Raw genomic sequence first — 16,107 nt, forward strand, 5'->3', positions numbered from 1 at the left:
CGCCATGGACTTCGCATTCGACGCCCGCACCGAGGAGCTGCGCGGCCGGCTGCTGGCCTTCATGGACGAGCACGTCCACCCGGCGGAGGCCGTGGCGGCCGGGCAGCGCGAGGCGGCGGCCTCGCCCTGGGACGTCCCGCCGGTGGTGGAGGAGCTCAAGGCGGAGGCGCGCCGGCAGGGGCTGTGGAACCTTTTCTTCACCAATGAGCACAGCCTGCCCGGCCCCGTGCACGGCGCCGGCCTGACCAACCTCCAGTACGCCCCGCTGGCCGAGATCACCGGCCGCAGCCCCCAGCTCGCCCCCACCGCGCTGAACTGCGCGGCCCCGGACACCGGGAACATGGAGCTGCTCGCGCAGTTCGGCACCGAGGAGCAGCGAAGGCTCTGGCTGGAGCCGCTGCTGGCGGGCACGATCCGCTCGGCGTTCGCGATGACCGAACCGGACGTGGCCTCCTCGGACGCGACGAACATCGAGACCCGCATCGAGCGGGACGGCGACGCGTACGTCGTCACCGGCCGCAAGTGGTACATCTCCGGTGCCCTGCACCCGGATTGCCGGATCTTCATCGTGATGGGCAAGACCGACCCCGGCGCCGCGGACATCCGCCGTCAGCAGTCCATGGTGCTCGTCCCCCGGGACGCACCCGGCGTTCAGGTCCGCCGCGCCATGCGGGTCTACGGCTACGAGGACCATTACCACGGCGGGCACGCGGAGGTCGTGTTCGACGGCGTACGCGTCCCGGCGGACCACCTGGTCGGCGAGGAGGGCGGCGGCTTCGCGATCGCCCAGGCCCGGCTCGGCCCGGGCCGGATCCACCACTGCATGCGGCTGATCGGCATGGCCGAGCGCGCCATCGAGCTGATGTGCCGGCGGGCGGTGGCGCGCACGGCCTTCGGTGAGCCGCTCGCGCGGCAGGGGGTGGTGCAGGAGTGGATCGCGGACGCGCGCGTGGCCGTCGAGCAGCTGCGTCTGCTGGTGCTCAAGACGGCGTGGATGATGGACACGGTGGGCAACCGCGGCGCCCACACCGAGATCCAGGCCATCAAGATCGCCACGCCGCGCACGGTCGTCGGCATCATCGACCGGGCGGTGCAGTTGCACGGGGCGGGCGGGGTGAGTCAGGACTTCCCGCTGGCGGAGCTGTGGGCGGCCGCGCGGACGCTGCGGCTGGCGGACGGGCCGGACGAGGTGCACCAGCGGTCGCTGGCGCGGCGGGAGCTGGGGCGGTACCGCTAGCGCCGCGCGCGTGCGGCCCGCCGGTCAGGGCCGCAGCGCCCGCATCAGCAGGTCCGCCAGGTGGTCGGCGACCTGCCGGGCGCTGAGCGGGCCGTCCGGGCGGTACCAGCTGGCCAGGTGGTGGACGGAGCCGAAGTGGTAGTCCACCACCAGGTCGGCGGGGGTCGCCGAGCCGAACACCCCCGAGCGCTGGCCCTCCTCCACCAGCGCCCTGAACCGCTCGTGGTAGCGGCGCCGCTCGGCGCGCACCTGCTTGAGCTTCTCGGGGCCCAGGTGGTGCATCGACCGGAAGAAGATCTTCGTGTCGTCGAGGTTCTCGATGGTCGTCACCACGACGTCGGCCGCCGCGTCCCGCAGCCGCCGCTCGACCGGCGCGTCGGCGCCCGCGAAGGCGTCGAGCCGCTCCTGCTGCAGGCGCAGGACCCTTCCGTACACCTCGTGCAGCAGATCGTCCTTCGAGCCGAAGTAGTGGTAGAGCGCCCCCTTGGTGACCCCGGCCGCCCGCACGATCTCCTGCACCGACGTGCGGTCGTACCCCTGCTCGGCGAAGAGCCGGGTGGCGGCCGCCAGCAGCCGCTGCGGCACGGGCCTGCCGCACTTGTCCGTCGCTCCGGCCACCGCCGTCGTGGCAGTCATCGTCACCACCTGCCTTTCCGTGTCCGGCACACTAACCAGTCGGTATGCCGGGGCGGAAGACCCTCACGGACGGGTGAAGTGGCCGCGGGAAGGCTGGACACGCACCCTTGACGGCAGGACGATGCGCGCACATTCGGACCGGCCGCAGGGGGACAGCGTGACGGGCATAGGCGTGGAGCCGTACTGGGAACTGACGTTCGATGCCGAGGGAGACATGGCCCCGGCAGGGCGGGATGCCCTGGTCCGGGGCGTGGCGGACGCCCGCCTCACCGATCTGGTGATCTTCGCCCACGGCTGGAACAACAGCCGCACGCTCGCCAACGACCTCTACGGCCGGTTCTTCACCCCCTTCCCCGCCGTCCTCGCCGCCTCCGGGGCCCCCGCGCGCCTCGGCTACGGCGGCGTGATCTGGCCGTCCATGCGCTTCACCGACGAGCCCATACCCGACTTCCCGCGGCAGCCCCCCGCGCTCGCCGGCGCCGGCCCGGTGCTGGAGCCCGGCACCCTCCAGGCGCTGGCGGGCGTCTTCCCCGGCAGCGAGGCCCTGCTGGACCGGATGGCCGAGCTGATCGAACGGCGGCCGGAGGAGCCGGAGCGGCTGGAGGAGTTCGCCGGGCTCGTCCGCCGGCTCGTGACCGGACCCGGGCGGGGCGCGGTGGCCGGCGCGGCGGACCCCTGCCTCCACGACACCGAGCCGGGGCCGGACGAGCCCGGGGAGCCGGCCATGTTCACCGACGGCGCGGCGGCGGTGTGCGGGCGCTTCGCCGACGCCGTGGCGCCCGGCGGCACGGCCGGGGGCGAGCTGTTCGGGGGGCTCGGCCGGCTGTGGGCCGGCGCCCTGGAGCTGCTGCGCCAGGGCTCGTACTGGGAGATGAAGCGGCGCGCGGGCACGGTCGGCGAGGGTGGTCTCGGCCCGGTCGTCGGGGCACTGGCCGAGGCCTCGCCGGACCTGCGCGTGCATCTGATCGGGCACAGCTTCGGGGGGCGGCTCGTCGCCTTCGCGGTGCGCGGCCTTGCGGAGCGCGCACGGTGCGTGCACTCCCTCACCCTGCTTCAAGGCGCCTTCTCGCACTACGCGTTCGCGCCCCGCCTGCCGTTCGCCGCGGACCGCTCCGGGGCCCTGAAGGACGTGCACCGCACGGTCTCGGGCCCGGTGCTGTGCTGCCATTCGCGCCACGACCTGGCACTGAGCGTGCTCTATCCACTGGCGTCCCGGCTGTCCGGGGACAGCCAGTCGGCACTGGGCCTGAAGGATCCCCGCTGGGGCGCGATGGGCCACGACGGCGTCCAGGCCGTGGACGGCTCCCTGACGCTGAAGCTGGAGCAGGCACTGGCCGGACCGCTGCCGGAGCGCGGCTGCGTCAACGTCGACGCCGCGGCGGTCGTACGGCGCGGAGGCCCGCCGTCCGGCGCGCACAGCGACATCTGCCACGGGGAGCTGGCCCGTCTCGTCCTGCTGGCCGGGAGGGTCGTGCGCTGACCGGTGGACGAGGATCCGCCACCTTCGCACGGGCCCACATCTGTGCGCCCGATGGGGGTAGCAGAGCGGAGTCGGCCGCGTATCGCGTCCGGGTTCGCATATCCGATGGATCCGAATCGCGACGGGATACGTCCCTTCCATGTCGATCCGAGTCCGCGCCGCCGGAGGTGGGATGCAGTGGCAGGTTTCAGAGCACTAGCCCGGGAAGTCCGCAATCCACGGAACACCATCGCACTGCGACGGACCTCTTTGCGCAAATGCCTCGAGCGCTTCGCTCCCTACGGGCACCGGGCGACCTGGCGCCATCTGTGCGCCCGCGCCGGCCTCGCCCCTGACGACCGCGCCCCCGACCCCGCGCTGCTGATCGCCGCGCTGTCCGAGCTGGAGGAGGCCCGCGAGGTCTGGCTGGCGTACGAGGCAGAGTTCGCCGGCCGGCGCCGCAAGGAGAAGCACGACGGCATCCGCCAGCCCAGCGCCGTCGACGACTGGCACCGCAACACCTGGGGCGGCTGCGACATCGTGCCGTGCGCGTCACCGGAGGTGCAGCCCGACGCCCGGCTCGCGGAGGTCCTGCGCCGGGTGATCAGGGCCATGGAGTCCGCTCCCGGCGACGCCTGCCCGGTGTGCGCCCAGGAGCGCATCGAGTGGCGCACGGACCTGGAGCGCTACCCACTGGAGGGGCCCGTCTGCACGGACTGCGGCATCGTGGTCCCCGTGCCCGTCCTCACCCCCGCCGCGCTGTCCGCGGCACGGCGGTACACCTTCGCCGAGCGCTACGCGGCGGTGTGACGGCGTTCCCCGGGGCGCCCCGGGGGACGTCCGGACCGGGCGCGGGATCAGGTGTTGCGCTGGCCGTACAGGATCGAGCCGGTGCCCAGGGTGCCGAACCGGTCGTCCGGGTTGGACAGGGCGCACTTGTCGAGCGAGAGGCAGCCGCAGCCGATGCAGTCCTCGAGGCGGTCGCGCAACGCGTTCAGCTGCTGTATCCGCTGGTCGAGCTCCACCCGCCAGACCTCCGACAGCCGGGCCCAGTCGGCACGGTTGGGGGTGCGCTCGTCCGGCAGCTCGGCGAGCGCGTCACGGATCGTGGCGAGCGGGATGCCGACGCGCTGGGCGGCGCGGATGAACGCGACCCGGCGCAGCGCGTCGCGGTCGTAGCGGCGCTGGTTGCCCGCTGTTCGACGGCTGTTGATGAGCCCCTTGGTCTCGTAGAAGTGCAGTGCGGAGACGGCCGCGCCGCTGCGCGCGGAGAGCTGCCCGACGGTGAGCTCGTGAATCTTGTTCGAAATCTGCGGCACGGCTCAGACTGTACGTCAGCACTCGTCGGGCAGGGGCCCGCCGTGTCCCACCATGCGCAGCACCAGGCCCGCGTGGAGTTCGCCGACCTCTTCGGGGGTGCGCTTGCCGTCCGCGTTGAACCAGCGGGCGACGTCGATGCACAGGGAGAGCACGGCCAGGGTCGTGCCGCGTACGTCGGGGACGTCGAAGTCGCCCGAGGCGACGCCGTCCTCGATGATGGCGCGGACCGCGGCGTCGGTCTCGCGGCGCATGGCGAGGATCTCGGCGTAGTGCTCCTCGGAGAGCGCCCCGAGTTCGTACTGCACGACGCGTGCGGTGGTGTGGTGCTCGGCGTGCCAGCGCACGAAGCGGCGCACGGCGGCGGCGAGCCGCTCGGCGGGCGTGCCGGCGCCGTCGTGGGCGCGGCGCAGGATGTCGAGGGCCAGCCGGTGGCCGACTCCGCTGATGCGGAAGAGGAGTTCTTCCTTGGTGCGGTAGTGGATGTAGAGCGCGGCGGGACTCATTCCGGCGCGGCCGGCGATGTCGCGGGTGGTGGTGGCGTGGTAGCCGCGCTCGGCGAAGGCCTGGACGGCGGCGGTCAGCAGCCGCCTGGCGGCGTCGGGCGTGACGTCGGCCCACTCCTCGCTGCGCTGCGCCTGCGAGCCCATCGTGTGCCCCGCTCTCCGGGCCCGCTCCGGGCCCCTCGCCGACAGAAGAACGAACACCATACCCCGGAGCTGAGCAAGCGCTTAGGCGGGCGTACGGGTCCGGTCGCAGGGGAAGGAATCGCCTTATGACCGCTGAGCGCACCCTGCCGGTGGCGGCCACGGCTCTGACCGCCACGGTGGCGGTCTACATCACCCTCGTCGCCTTCGGCAACATCACCGACTTCGGCACCAACCAGGAATTCGTGCGGCACGTCCTGGCCATGGACACCACGTTCCAGGACGAGGACCTGATGTGGCGGGCCGTCACGAACCGCACACTGCAGGACGCCGCCTACGTCCTCATCATCGGCTGGGAGGTCGCCTCCGCCGTCGTGCTCGTGGCGGCCACGCTGCTGTGGATCCGCGGCCTGACCCGGCCCGGGCACGGCTGGGCCCCGGCCCGGCGGGCCACCACGCTGGGGCTGCTGATGCTCATGCTGCTGTTCGGGCTGGGCTTCATCGCCATAGGCGGCGAGTGGTTCGCGATGTGGCAGTCGGCCAAGTGGAACGGACTGCAGGCCGCCGTCCGCACGGTCACGCTCGCCGGGTTCGTGCTCATACTGATCCATCTGCCGTCCCCGCAGTGGCTCCGGCGCTAGCCCGGGAAGATCACCAGGGTCCGGCCGCCGCGCCCCGCCAGCATCGCCGAGAACGCCTCGGCGATGCCGTCGAGCCCCGTGCGCGCCGTCACCATGCCCGACAGGTCGAACCGCCCGGCACGCACATGGGCGGCGACGGCGGGGAGGTCCTTGGCCGGGTCGCTGTTGCCGTAGACACAGCCGGAGAGGCTGCGGCCGAAGTGGAAGAGCTCCAGCGCCGAGAAGGCCACCTGCTGGTCCCGGCCGCCGATGCCGACGACGGTCGTACGACCGCCCCGGCGCGTGGAGGACCAGGCGGTGCGGATCGCGTCGGCGCGCCCGGCGCACTCGATCGCCACGTCCGCGCCGTGCCCGCCGGTGAGCTCGCGCACGGTCCGGGCGGTGTCCTTGGACGCCAGGAGGAACTCGGTGGCCCCGGCCGCCCGCGCCAGCTTCTCCTTCTCCGGTGAGACGTCCACCGCCACGATGGTGCGCGCCCCCGCGATCCGCGCGGCCTGCAGCGTCGCGAGCCCGACCCCGCCGGCGCCGAACACCGCCACCGACTCGCCGGGCCGCACGCGGGCGCTGTGGTGCACGGCGCCGTAGCCGGTGAGCACCGCGCAGCCCAGCAGGGCGGCCTCGGCGAGCGGGACCCCGTCCGGCAGCGGCAGCACGGCGTTCGCCCGCACCACGGTCTCCTCAGCGAAGACCGCGGTGCCCAGGGCGGGGTAGAGCGGGCTGCCGTCGCGGCGCAGCGTGGCGTACGGGGTGCCGGCACCGGCGGCGGCGTCCGTGCACAGCCAGGGTTCGGCCAGGCCGCAGAAGTGGCAGTCGGCGCAGGCGGGCGCCCAGTTGAGGACCACCCGGTCGCCGGGCGTCACCTCGTGCACGCCCTCGCCCACCGCGGTGACGGTTCCCGCGCCCTCGTGGCCGAGCACGGCCGGGACGGGCTGGCGCAGGGTGCCGTCGGACAGGGAGAGGTCGGAGTGGCAGACGCCGGCGGCGGCGAGCCGGACCCGCACCTGGCCGGGCCCGGGTGCGGGCAGGTCGATCTCGGTGATCTCCAGAGGGGCGCCCACGGCGGGCAGTACGGCGGCGCGGACCATGACGAACCCTTTCTTCGGCGGGGGCGGTGCGAAAGGCGGGTCAGAACTGGAGCGACTTGGTCTGCAGGTACTCCGTCAGGCCGTGGACGCCCAGCTCGCGGCCGATCCCCGACTGCTTGTGGCCGCCGAAGGGCGCGAGCAGGTTGAAGCGGCCGCCGTTGATGTCGACCTGCCCGGTGTCCATGCGGCGGGCGAAGGCGGCGGCGTGGTCGTCGTCGCGCCCCCACACCGCGCCCGCGAGGCCGTAGACGGTGCCGTTGGCGATGCGCAGGGCCTCCTCCTCGTCCTCGTACGTCATGACCGAGACGACGGGCCCGAAGATCTCCTCCTGGGCGATGGTCATTCCGGGCGTGACGTCGGCGAAGACGGTCGGCCGGACGTAATAGCCCTTCTCGAGACCCTCGGGGGCCCCGGGGCCGCCCTCGACGAGGCGGGCGCCCTCCTCGACGCCCTTGGCGAGGTAGCCGCGGACCCGCTCGCGCTGTGCGGCGCTGACGAGGGGGCCGAGGCGGGTCGCGGGGTCGGTGGGGTCGCCGGGCGCGAAGCCGCGCGCCGCCTCGGCGGCGAGCCGGACGGCCTCCTCGTAGCGGTCGGCGTGGACCAGCAGCCGGGTCAGGGCGTTGCAGGACTGGCCGGTGTTGCGCATGACGTCGGCGACGGTGACGGTGACCGCCTTGGTGAGGTCGGCGCCGGGCAGGACGACACAGGCGGACTTGCCGCCGAGCTCGAGGGCGACGCGCTTGATCGCCGCGCCGGCGGCCGCGGCGACGGTTCTGCCGACGGCCGTCGAGCCGGTGAAGGAGACCAGGTCGACGCCGGGGTGCTCGGCAAGCGCCCGGCCGGCGACCGGCCCGAGGCCGGTGACCAGGTTGACCACGCCGGCCGGCAGGCCGGCGGTCGCCACGCACTCGGCGAACAGCTGCGCGGTCAGCGGGGTGTCCTCGGCCGGCTTGAGCACGACCGTGCAGCCCGCGGCGAGGGCGGGGGCGACCTTGGCGACGATCTGGTGGAGCGGGTAGTTCCAGGGCGTGATCGCGCCGACGACGCCGACCGGCTCGTGCAGGACGGTGGAGTGGGCGATGCGCTCCTCGAACGCGTGGGTGGCGGCCAGCTCGGCGTAGGAGCCGGCCACGGCGACCGGCACGCCGGCGTGGACGCGCTGCGCGAAGCCGATGGGCGCGCCGAGCTCCGCGGTGACGGTGGCGGCGATCTCCTCGCGGCGGGCGTCGAGCGCGTCGCGCAGGGCGGCCAGGTGCTCGCCGCGCCGGGCGGGCGGGGTGGCGGCCCAGCCGGGCAGGGCGGCGCGGGCGGCCCGTACGGCGGCGTCGACGTCCTCGGCGGTGCCCGCGGGGACGGCCGCGATGACCTGTTCGTCGGCCGGGTTGATCACCTCGATCGTGTCGGTGCCGGCGGCGGGCCGCCAGCTGCCGTCGATGTACATCCCGTCGTGGGCGATCACAGGTGCTCTCCTCGCGGTGTGGGTCGCTCGGTCGCCTTCGACCCTACCCACCGGTAGGGACAACTGACAGGGGCTTCGACGGATTTGGCCGTTCCGGGGCGATTCCCGGGCAGCTCCGCGCGTCGGGGCAGCTGATCCATTGACGCGCCGGGCCGGGAATCCTACGGTCTCCCATAGGAATCCACCGGCAGCAGCGGGAGCACGCGATGAGCGGTAGGGGCAACGAGCAGGCGCGCAAGACGGCCGAGGGGCTGACGTACCTGTCCGGCTTCGGCAACGAGCACAGCAGCGAGGCGGTCCCCGGCGCGCTGCCGCACGGGCGCAACTCCCCCCAGCGGGCCCCCCTGGGGCTGTACGCGGAGCAGCTGAGCGGTTCCGCCTTCACCGAGCCCCGCGGGCACAACCTGCGGTCGTGGCTGTACCGCGTCCGCCCCTCGGCCGCCCACCCGCCGCTGACCCGGACCGACAGCGGCGCGCTGCGCGGCGCTCCCTTCACCGAGACCGTCCCCGACCCCAACCGGCTGCGCTGGAACCCGCTGCCGGAGCCCGCCCCGGGCACGGACTTCGTCGCCGGGCTGTGGACGCTGGGCGGCAACGGCGACGCCGCCCAACGCACGGGCATGGCCGTGCACCTGTACGCCGCCAACGCCTCGATGACCGACCGCGTGTTCAGCGACTCCGACGGCGAGCTGCTCATCGTGCCCGAGCGCGGCGGGCTGCTGCTGCGCACCGAGTTCGGCCTGCTGCGCGCCGAGCCGGGGCACGTGGCGCTGATCCCGCGCGGGGTGCGCTTCCGCGTCGAGCTGCTGGACGCCGGCGCGCGCGGCTACGTCTGCGAGAACTACGGCCGTCCCTTCGTCCTGCCCGACCTCGGCCCGATCGGCGCCAACGGGCTGGCCAACGCCCGCGACTTCCTGGCGCCGGTGGCCGCCTACGAGGAGGCCGAGGGACCGGTCGAGGTCGTCACCAAGTTCTGCGGCAACCTCTGGACGGCGACGTACGACCACTCACCGCTGGACGTCGTCGCCTGGCACGGCAACTACGTGCCCTACGTCTACGACCTGCGCCGCTTCAACGTCATCGGCTCGATCAGCTACGACCACCCCGACCCGTCGATCTTCACCGTGCTCACCTCGCCGTCCGACACCCCGGGGCTGGCCGGCGTCGACTTCGTGGTCTTCGCGCCCCGCTGGCTGGTCGGCGAGGACACCTTCCGGCCGCCGTACTTCCACCGCAACGTGATGAGCGAGTACATGGGCCTGATCGAGGGCGCCTACGACGCCAAGGCAGAGGGCTTCGTCCCCGGCGGCGGTTCGCTGCACAACATGATGTCGGCGCACGGCCCGGACCGGGAGACCTTCGAGCGGGCCAGCGCGGCGGAGCTGAAGCCGCAGAAGGTGGACGACGGGCTCGCCTTCATGTTCGAGACCCGCTGGCCGGTGACGCTGACCGGGCAGGCGGCCGGCGCCGACCACCTGCAGACGGGGTACGACGACGTGTGGCAGGGTCTGCAGCGCCACTTCGACCGCTGACGCCTGGAGAGCCGGAGCCCCCGTGACCACCTTCGCCCCCGACTCCCTCGCACTCAACCGCAAGCTGCCGCTGTGGTACCAGGTCTCGCAGTCGCTGCGCGCCTCCATACTGGGGCGGCGCCCGGACGATCCGCTGCGCCTGCCCACCGAGGACGCGCTCGCCGAGCACTACGGCGTCAGTGTGCTGACGATGCGGCAGGCGCTGAAGGAGCTGGAGACGGAGGGCCTGATCAGCCGGCACCGCCGGCGCGGCACCTTCATCGAGCCGAGCGCCCGGCGGGGCTCGCCCGTACGGCTGCTCGGCTCGGTGGACACGATCGTCGCCCAGCAGTCCGGCGAGCGCACATCGGTGCTCGGCCACGGCCCGGAGCCGGTCCCGGCCGAGCTGGCCGAGCACTTCCCGGGACTGAAGGAGGCCATGGCCTACCGGCGGCTGCGCTGCGACGAGAAGTCGGGAGAGCCGACGAACTGGGCGGAGAACCTCGTCCGCCCCGAGCTGGCCGACCGCATCGACCTCGCGGACCTCGCCCGCTGGCCGATGACGAAGGTGCTGCGGGACACCGTGGGCGTGACGATCAGCCGCATCACGGACACGGTGGAGGCGCGGCTGGCGGACCCGGAGACGGCCCGGCTGCTGCAGGTGCCGCTGCTCAGCCCGATCCTGCACTACACGGGCGTCACCTACGACGATGCGGGGCGGGCCGTGGACGTGGCCCGCATCCGCTACCGCGGTGACCGCTTCTCGTTCACGGTCACGCTGGACGCCCACTGATCAGGCGAGCGGGTCGGGGTGTCGCGCCGGGTGAGGTGTCGAAGGGTGCCGGGGATGCCGGGGGAGCCGACCGGCATGCCCCGGGGGTAGGGCAGACCGCACGGGCCGGGGTCAGGCGTGGTGGTTGCCGCCGTGGCTGCCGAAGAGCGAACGGCGCAGCCGTCGCAGCGGGGCGAACAGGGAGACCCGGGCGGTCCGGCTCTGGCTCCCGCCCTGTCCGGCACGGACGTGATCACGCGAGGTGAGCTCGCGCATCAGCACGGTCGCGCCCTCGACCTCGCGCTGCGGCAGGGCGGGCCCGCCGAGCACCGCGAGGTGACGGTCCAGGCGCGCACTCGACGCGCCGCTGCCGTAGCTGATGGCGGGCACACGTGCCCTGCTACGCATTGCTATCTGATCCATGAGACTCCCCACCCGTACGAGGCACCCGGCCCAGGCAGGGTAACCCTATCGCCCCATCGCGTCACCCGCGCATCGGCGGGTCCGATTCACCACCCCGTCAAGGGGGTTGACAGGCATGGCGTGAACCTGACGTCACTGTGCGCGAGTTGACCAGGACAATACGGCACGAGGGCGAGGCAATCACGCTCCGTTGCGGTACATTCACCCCGAATTGCTCTCGGGGGAGGGACACGGCATGGACGCGAGTTCCGGCGCCGGGCGGGTGCTGGCGGGCCGTTACCGGCTGCTGGACGAGCTGGGGCGCGGCGGCATGGGCGTGGTATGGCGGGCACGGGACGAGGTGCTGGGCCGCGAGGTGGCCGTCAAGGAGGTGCGGGCGCCGGCCGGGCTGCCGGCCCCCGACGTGCGGCATCTCTACGCCCGGCTGGAGCGCGAGGGGCGCGCGGCCGCCCGCATCTCGCACCGCAACGTCGTCACCGTCCACGACGTGGTCGACGAGGAGGGCCGCCCCTGGATCGTCATGGAGCTGGTGCGCGGCATGTCCCTGGCGGACCTCCTGCAGGCGGACGGCCCCCTCGACCCGGCCCGCGCGGCGCACATCGGCGCGCAGGTACTGGCCGCGCTCCGGGGCGCGCACGCGGTGGGCGTACTGCACCGCGACGTGAAACCGGGAAATGTACTGATAGCCAACGACGGGCGTGTCGTCCTCTCCGACTTCGGCATCGCGGTGATCGAGGGCAGCTCGGCGCTGACGGCGACCGGACAGCTGGTGGGCTCGCCCGAGTACCTGGCCCCGGAGCGGGCGCTGGGGCACCCGCCGGGGCCGGAGTCGGATCTGTGGTCGCTGGGGGTGACCCTGTACGCGGCGGTGGAGGGCATGTCGCCGTTCCGTCAGGACACGCCGCTGAGCACCCTGCGCGCCGTGGTGGACGCGGAGCTGCCGCCGCCGCGCCGGGCGGGCGGGCTCGCGCCCGTACTGGACGGGCTGCTGCGCAAGGACCCGGCGCTGCGGCTGGGCGCCGCCGAGGCCGAGCGGCTGCTGCGCCAGGTGGCGGCCGAGCGGCCGGCGCGCCCGGCGCCGGGTGCCTACGCCCCGACGGTCGCGGCACCGCAGGCGCCTTCGCCGTCGCAGGGCGCGGCGCACCACGGCGGCGGACCTGTGCCGCCGGCGGCGCCGGAGACGGGCGGGAGCGCCCCGGGTACTCCCGCGCCCGGCCGGCGGCGGGCGGCTCTCGTGGCCGGGGCGCTGGTCGCGGTGCTGGCGGTGGGCGGGTTGGTGTGGGCGCTGACCGGGGGCGGCGGGTCGGACGGCGGGGGCTCGGCGGGCGCGGGCGGGGCGAGCGGCAGCGGCGAGAAGAACGCGGGGGCGGCTTCGCAGGGCGGCGGGACGGCGGCCCCGTCGTCGGCCGGTTCCGGCCAGGGCGTGACGGGTGTGACGCTCGCCGCGCTGCGCGACCGCTACTCCGGGCCCTGTCCGCCGCCGGAGGGGTCGGCGCCCGCCTTCCAGGCGGCCGTCACCGTGGACCGCTCGCCGGTGGACGTCGTCTACCGGTGGGTCACGGGCAGCGGGAGCGTGACGGACGGCGGCTGGAAGACCGTCCGGGCCGGCGAGGGCACCCGGGCCCTGGTGCTCAAGCACACCGAGGTGAGCCACCGCGCCACCGACCCGGACCAGGACTGGATCGCCCTCGAGGTCAGGAGTCCACGGCAGCTGACGTCCCGTCGGGTCGCGTTCACCGTGTCGTGCGCGAGGCCCCCGACGGGTGGGGCGTCCCCCTCCGGTTCCTCCACCTGGTCCGGCTCCCCCCGGCCTTCGGCGTCCTCCGGCTATCCGGCCCCCGGCCCGTCGGCGGTCTCGCCGACGGGCCAGGCCGCCTACGGCGGGGTGTACGGATCAGGCCGCTGAGGAGAAGACCGGCAGATAGCCGCCCGACTGTCCGGCGGCGTTGGGGTGGTAGGACTCCTCGATGGGGAAGGCGACGCTGTGCAGCCAGGAGTTGCCGGAGCAGATCTCGTGTCCGGCGAAGGTGGTGTTGACGTCCCCGTAGGCGAAGCCGTGGTCGGCGGCGCGCTTGGCGATGACGGAGTTGATGTGGTCGGAGGCGGCGTTGATGGCCTTTCTCTTGGTGTCGCTGAGGCCGACGCAGGTGCCGCCGGTCCTGTAGAAGCGCGGGTAGCCGAGGACGACGACGTGGGCCCGGGGGGCTCTGGAGTGGATGGCCGTGTAGACGCCGTCGAGCTTGGCGGGCAGTTCGTTCTGGATGAAGGTGCGCGCCGTGGCGATGCGGTTCAGGCAGGCGCTGTCCGTGCCGAGCACACAGGACGTCATGGTGTCGGCGAATCCCGCGTCGTTGCCGCCGACGCTGATGCTGACGAGGCCGGTGGAGGCGTTCAGCGGACCGAGCTGACCGCTGAGGACATCACCCGTTCGGGCGCCGGAACATGCGGTGAAAGCGAAGCTCGCGGGGGCGTGCGCGGCTGCCCATAGCGCTGGGTAGGCCTTGCTGCTGCGCTTGCAGCCACCGCTGGCGGAGTCGTAGCCGCCGGCGCCGACGCCGGACGCGTAGGAGTCACCGAGCGCTACATAGGCGGGGGTTGACGACTGTTGGGCGGAGTGGGCGGTGCCGGCGCCGCCGAGGGCGAGGGTGGTGGACAGGAGCAGGGCGGACAATGCACCCGCGCAACGGGACAGTTTCATGGAACCTCCTTTAGCAGGGTTTTCAACTACCTCAGTGGTAGCAGCAACCCTGTGTCACTGGAAGTGTCCATGCCAAATCTGACATCAAGCTGGCAACACATTGCGTGACGGGGTGAGTTGACGGTCGGCTGACCATACGTCGTACCGTCGGACGGCATCGCCGACTGTTCATCCGGCGGACAGCCTCCGGTTGTGGCGGCGCCGTCCGGCGGGGGCTTTTCGCATGGCCTTCACACCTTGACGGGCCTTCGTCCGCTGCGCGACATTGAAGCCCGGCATCCGGCGCTTCGGGGGGCAAAGTCGCCAATGCAGAGCTTCACAGATCTCACCGGGCTTGATGATGCGAAGGAACCGGGCAACGGGAACGGGAGCGACGAGCGCACCGGACGCGGGACGACCGCAGGGGACTCGCTGGCGGTGGTGGCGGGTGCCGCGGTGGCCATCGCGGGGGTGGGCGGCGCGCTGGCGCTCGCCGACATCACCTCACCACTGCGTGCGCCGTTCACGCTGTTCTTCCTGATCGTGGCGCCCGCGTGCGCCCTGGCGGCCGCCCTGCGCGGCCTCGACCCGCTCAGCCGGGCCGTGGTGGCCACCGGCGGGGCCGTCGCGGTGGACCTGCTGATCGCCCAGACCATGCTCGCGCTGCACGCCTGGACGGTGCGCGGCGGCGTCGCCGCGGTCGCGGCCGTCAGCGCCGCAATGCTGCTCCTTTCGTTCCTGATGGCACAGGCACGGCGACACCGGGGCCGCGCCGCGAGAAGTCGGGCTTCCTGAGGTGGACATCAGCGTGTACCGGCCCGGCGAGCTCACCGCCGCCGACCGGGCGGCATGGACGGCCCTGCAGGCCAGGGCGGTGGAGGACGGCTCGCCACAGCTCGCGAATCCTTTCCTCGCCCCCGAGTTCGCCCTCGCCGTCGGCCGCTGCCGGCGCGGGGCGCGCATCGCGGTGGTGCGCGAGGACGGCGAGCCGGTGGCGTTCTTCCCGTTCCAGCGCTCCCCCCTGGGGGTGGGGCGGGCGATCGGGCTGGGGGTCTCGGACGCCCAGGGCCTGATCCACCGGCCGGGCTTCCAGTGGGACACGCGCGAGCTGCTGCACGCCTGCGGGCTGTCCCTGTGGGAGTTCGACCACCTGGTCGAGGGGCAGAAGCCGTTCGAGGCCACGGCCTCCGGCGCGTACGCCTCGCCCGTCATCGACGTCGACCAGGGCTACGACCGCTATCTGGCGGCGCTGCGCAAGCAGTCGCCCAAGTTCACCCGCACCACGCTCGCCAAGGAGCGCCGGCTCGGCCGGGACCTGGGCGAGGTGCGGTACGTGCACGACGAGCGCGATCCGGAGGCGCTGCGGGTCCTGACGGCCTGGAAGTCGGCGCAGTACCGAAGAACAGGGCGCGCAGACCGCTTCGCACGCCCCTGGATAGCCCAGCTCGTGGAGCAGCTGTTCCACACCCGCACGGAGTCATTCGCCGGCCTGCTGTCGGTGCTCTACGCCTCCGGCCGGCCGGTCGCCGCCCACTTCGGGCTCCGCTCGCAGACGGTGCTGGCCTGCTGGTTCCCCGCCTACGACCCCGAGTTCGCCAAGTACTCCCCCGGTCTGGTGCTGCACCTGCGGATGGCCGAGGGGGCGGCCGCCGACGGGGTGGCCTACCTGGACCTGGGCCGGGGCGTGAAGGCGTACAAGGACTCGCTCAAGACCCGCGAGCTGAGCGTCTCGGAGGGCTGGGTGACCCGGCGGCACCCCGTGGCGCTGGGGTACCGGGCCCGCCGGGCACCGGTGCGGGCGCTGCGCAACACGGTGCTGGCACGGCCGGAGCTGTTCGAGCCGGCGGACCGGCTGCTGAAGCGGATGGGGCGGCTGCGCGCGGGCGGTTGAGTGACCCGCCCATGACGAAGGCGGCGTCAATAGCTCAGCCCGTGCGGATGGTTGCATAGGCGCAAAAAACACCAAAGGAGGAGTCTCCGCCCCACCTCTTGCCATACGGTCGCAAGCTTCAATACCGTCGTACATCTACCCGCATCGGCCCATCATGTCTGAGCGGCTCCGGGGAGGGCTTCACAAGCGTCGCGATGGTGTCCGGCGCGGGGCGCGGCAGGGGGTGCCGCGCTCGGCCAGTCAGCAGTGCCGAGTCGCGAGCCGCGCGACCGGCGTTACTTGCCAACTCACCCTGCCCGTACGGCGTCCTGTCGTCGCCGGGCGGGGCGAGTACCCCCTTTTCGAACCGGAT

At 73.3% G+C, this 16,107-nt stretch carries 16 protein-coding genes; 9 read left to right on the forward strand and 7 right to left on the reverse strand.

Annotated elements, in window-relative coordinates:
* Positions 1-4: 4 nt before the first annotated feature.
* Positions 5-1,237: an acyl-CoA dehydrogenase family protein gene (locus tag ACIGXW_RS29465; RefSeq protein ID WP_399575785.1), complete on the forward strand. Its 1,233-nt coding sequence runs from the start codon at positions 5-7 to the stop codon at positions 1,235-1,237.
* 24 nt (positions 1,238-1,261) lie between these two features.
* On the opposite strand, the gene ACIGXW_RS29470 is transcribed toward ACIGXW_RS29465, so the two are convergent.
* Complete coding sequence (locus ACIGXW_RS29470) at positions 1,262-1,873, reverse strand: TetR/AcrR family transcriptional regulator (protein ID WP_399575786.1); 612 nt, start codon at positions 1,871-1,873, stop codon at positions 1,262-1,264.
* A 121-nt stretch (positions 1,874-1,994) separates the two neighbouring features.
* On the opposite strand from ACIGXW_RS29470, the gene ACIGXW_RS29475 reads away from it, so the two are divergent.
* Positions 1,995-3,353, forward strand: a complete 1,359-nt coding sequence (locus ACIGXW_RS29475; protein WP_399575787.1) for a serine-threonine protein kinase — start codon at positions 1,995-1,997, stop codon at positions 3,351-3,353.
* A gap of 177 nt (positions 3,354-3,530) precedes the next feature.
* Entirely contained in the window at positions 3,531-4,142 is a 612-nt protein-coding gene (locus ACIGXW_RS29480) for a hypothetical protein (protein WP_071961942.1), read from the forward strand.
* Positions 4,143-4,189: 47 nt separating this feature from the next.
* Here the strand turns inward: ACIGXW_RS29480 and soxR are convergent, their stop codons facing one another.
* Both soxR and ACIGXW_RS29490 read right to left on the reverse strand, forming a co-directional pair.
* Positions 4,190-4,651: a redox-sensitive transcriptional activator SoxR gene (gene soxR / locus ACIGXW_RS29485; RefSeq protein ID WP_399575789.1), complete on the reverse strand. Its 462-nt coding sequence runs from the start codon at positions 4,649-4,651 to the stop codon at positions 4,190-4,192.
* Positions 4,652-4,666: 15 nt separating this feature from the next.
* Positions 4,667-5,299, reverse strand: coding sequence for a TetR/AcrR family transcriptional regulator (locus tag ACIGXW_RS29490; protein ID WP_399575935.1), 633 nt, complete (start codon positions 5,297-5,299; stop codon positions 4,667-4,669).
* Positions 5,300-5,424: 125 nt separating this feature from the next.
* On the opposite strand from ACIGXW_RS29490, the gene ACIGXW_RS29495 reads away from it, so the two are divergent.
* Positions 5,425-5,937 (forward strand): DUF2165 domain-containing protein, encoded by a 513-nt coding sequence (locus ACIGXW_RS29495; protein WP_360913705.1) that lies wholly within the window; start codon positions 5,425-5,427, stop codon positions 5,935-5,937.
* Here ACIGXW_RS29495 and ACIGXW_RS29500 read toward each other — a convergent pair.
* Positions 5,934-7,022, reverse strand: a complete 1,089-nt coding sequence (locus tag ACIGXW_RS29500) for a Zn-dependent alcohol dehydrogenase (RefSeq protein ID WP_071961945.1) — start codon at positions 7,020-7,022, stop codon at positions 5,934-5,936. The two genes, ACIGXW_RS29495 and ACIGXW_RS29500, sit on opposite strands and share 4 nt — an antisense overlap.
* A 40-nt stretch (positions 7,023-7,062) precedes the next feature.
* Entirely contained in the window at positions 7,063-8,481 is a 1,419-nt protein-coding gene (locus ACIGXW_RS29505) for an aldehyde dehydrogenase family protein (protein WP_399575790.1), read from the reverse strand.
* Positions 8,482-8,687: 206 nt separating this feature from the next.
* Between ACIGXW_RS29505 and hmgA the strand changes: the two genes are divergently transcribed.
* Both hmgA and ACIGXW_RS29515 read left to right on the forward strand, forming a co-directional pair.
* Positions 8,688-10,013, forward strand: a complete 1,326-nt coding sequence (gene hmgA, locus ACIGXW_RS29510) for a homogentisate 1,2-dioxygenase (protein ID WP_399575792.1) — start codon at positions 8,688-8,690, stop codon at positions 10,011-10,013.
* A 22-nt stretch (positions 10,014-10,035) separates the two neighbouring features.
* Positions 10,036-10,785 carry a GntR family transcriptional regulator gene (locus ACIGXW_RS29515; RefSeq protein ID WP_399575794.1) on the forward strand — a complete coding sequence of 250 codons (750 nt, stop codon included), beginning with the start codon at positions 10,036-10,038 and terminating at the stop codon, positions 10,783-10,785.
* A gap of 111 nt (positions 10,786-10,896) precedes the next feature.
* Here ACIGXW_RS29515 and ACIGXW_RS29520 read toward each other — a convergent pair whose 3' ends face one another.
* Entirely contained in the window at positions 10,897-11,187 is a 291-nt protein-coding gene (locus ACIGXW_RS29520; RefSeq protein ID WP_071961949.1) for a hypothetical protein, read from the reverse strand.
* Positions 11,188-11,422: 235 nt separating this feature from the next.
* Between ACIGXW_RS29520 and ACIGXW_RS29525 the strand changes: the two genes are divergently transcribed.
* On the forward strand, positions 11,423-13,093 hold the full coding sequence (locus ACIGXW_RS29525; protein ID WP_399575795.1) for a protein kinase: 1,671 nt from the start codon (positions 11,423-11,425) through the stop codon (positions 13,091-13,093).
* Here ACIGXW_RS29525 and ACIGXW_RS29530 read toward each other — a convergent pair.
* Complete coding sequence (locus ACIGXW_RS29530) at positions 13,082-13,885, reverse strand: SGNH/GDSL hydrolase family protein (RefSeq protein WP_399575797.1); 804 nt, start codon at positions 13,883-13,885, stop codon at positions 13,082-13,084. The two genes, ACIGXW_RS29525 and ACIGXW_RS29530, sit on opposite strands and share 12 nt — an antisense overlap.
* Before the next feature lie 306 nt (positions 13,886-14,191).
* Here ACIGXW_RS29530 and ACIGXW_RS29535 point away from each other — a divergent pair, with 306 nt between their 5' ends.
* Positions 14,192-14,659: a hypothetical protein gene (locus tag ACIGXW_RS29535; RefSeq protein ID WP_399575798.1), complete on the forward strand. Its 468-nt coding sequence runs from the start codon at positions 14,192-14,194 to the stop codon at positions 14,657-14,659.
* Position 14,660: 1 nt separating this feature from the next.
* Positions 14,661-15,755: a GNAT family N-acetyltransferase gene (locus ACIGXW_RS29540; protein ID WP_399575799.1), complete on the forward strand. Its 1,095-nt coding sequence runs from the start codon at positions 14,661-14,663 to the stop codon at positions 15,753-15,755.
* The last annotated feature ends 352 nt before the right edge of the window (positions 15,756-16,107 follow it).

It is taken from the genome of Streptomyces sp. NPDC053079, from assembly GCF_044546695.1.
GTDB lineage: Bacteria > Actinomycetota > Actinomycetes > Streptomycetales > Streptomycetaceae > Streptomyces.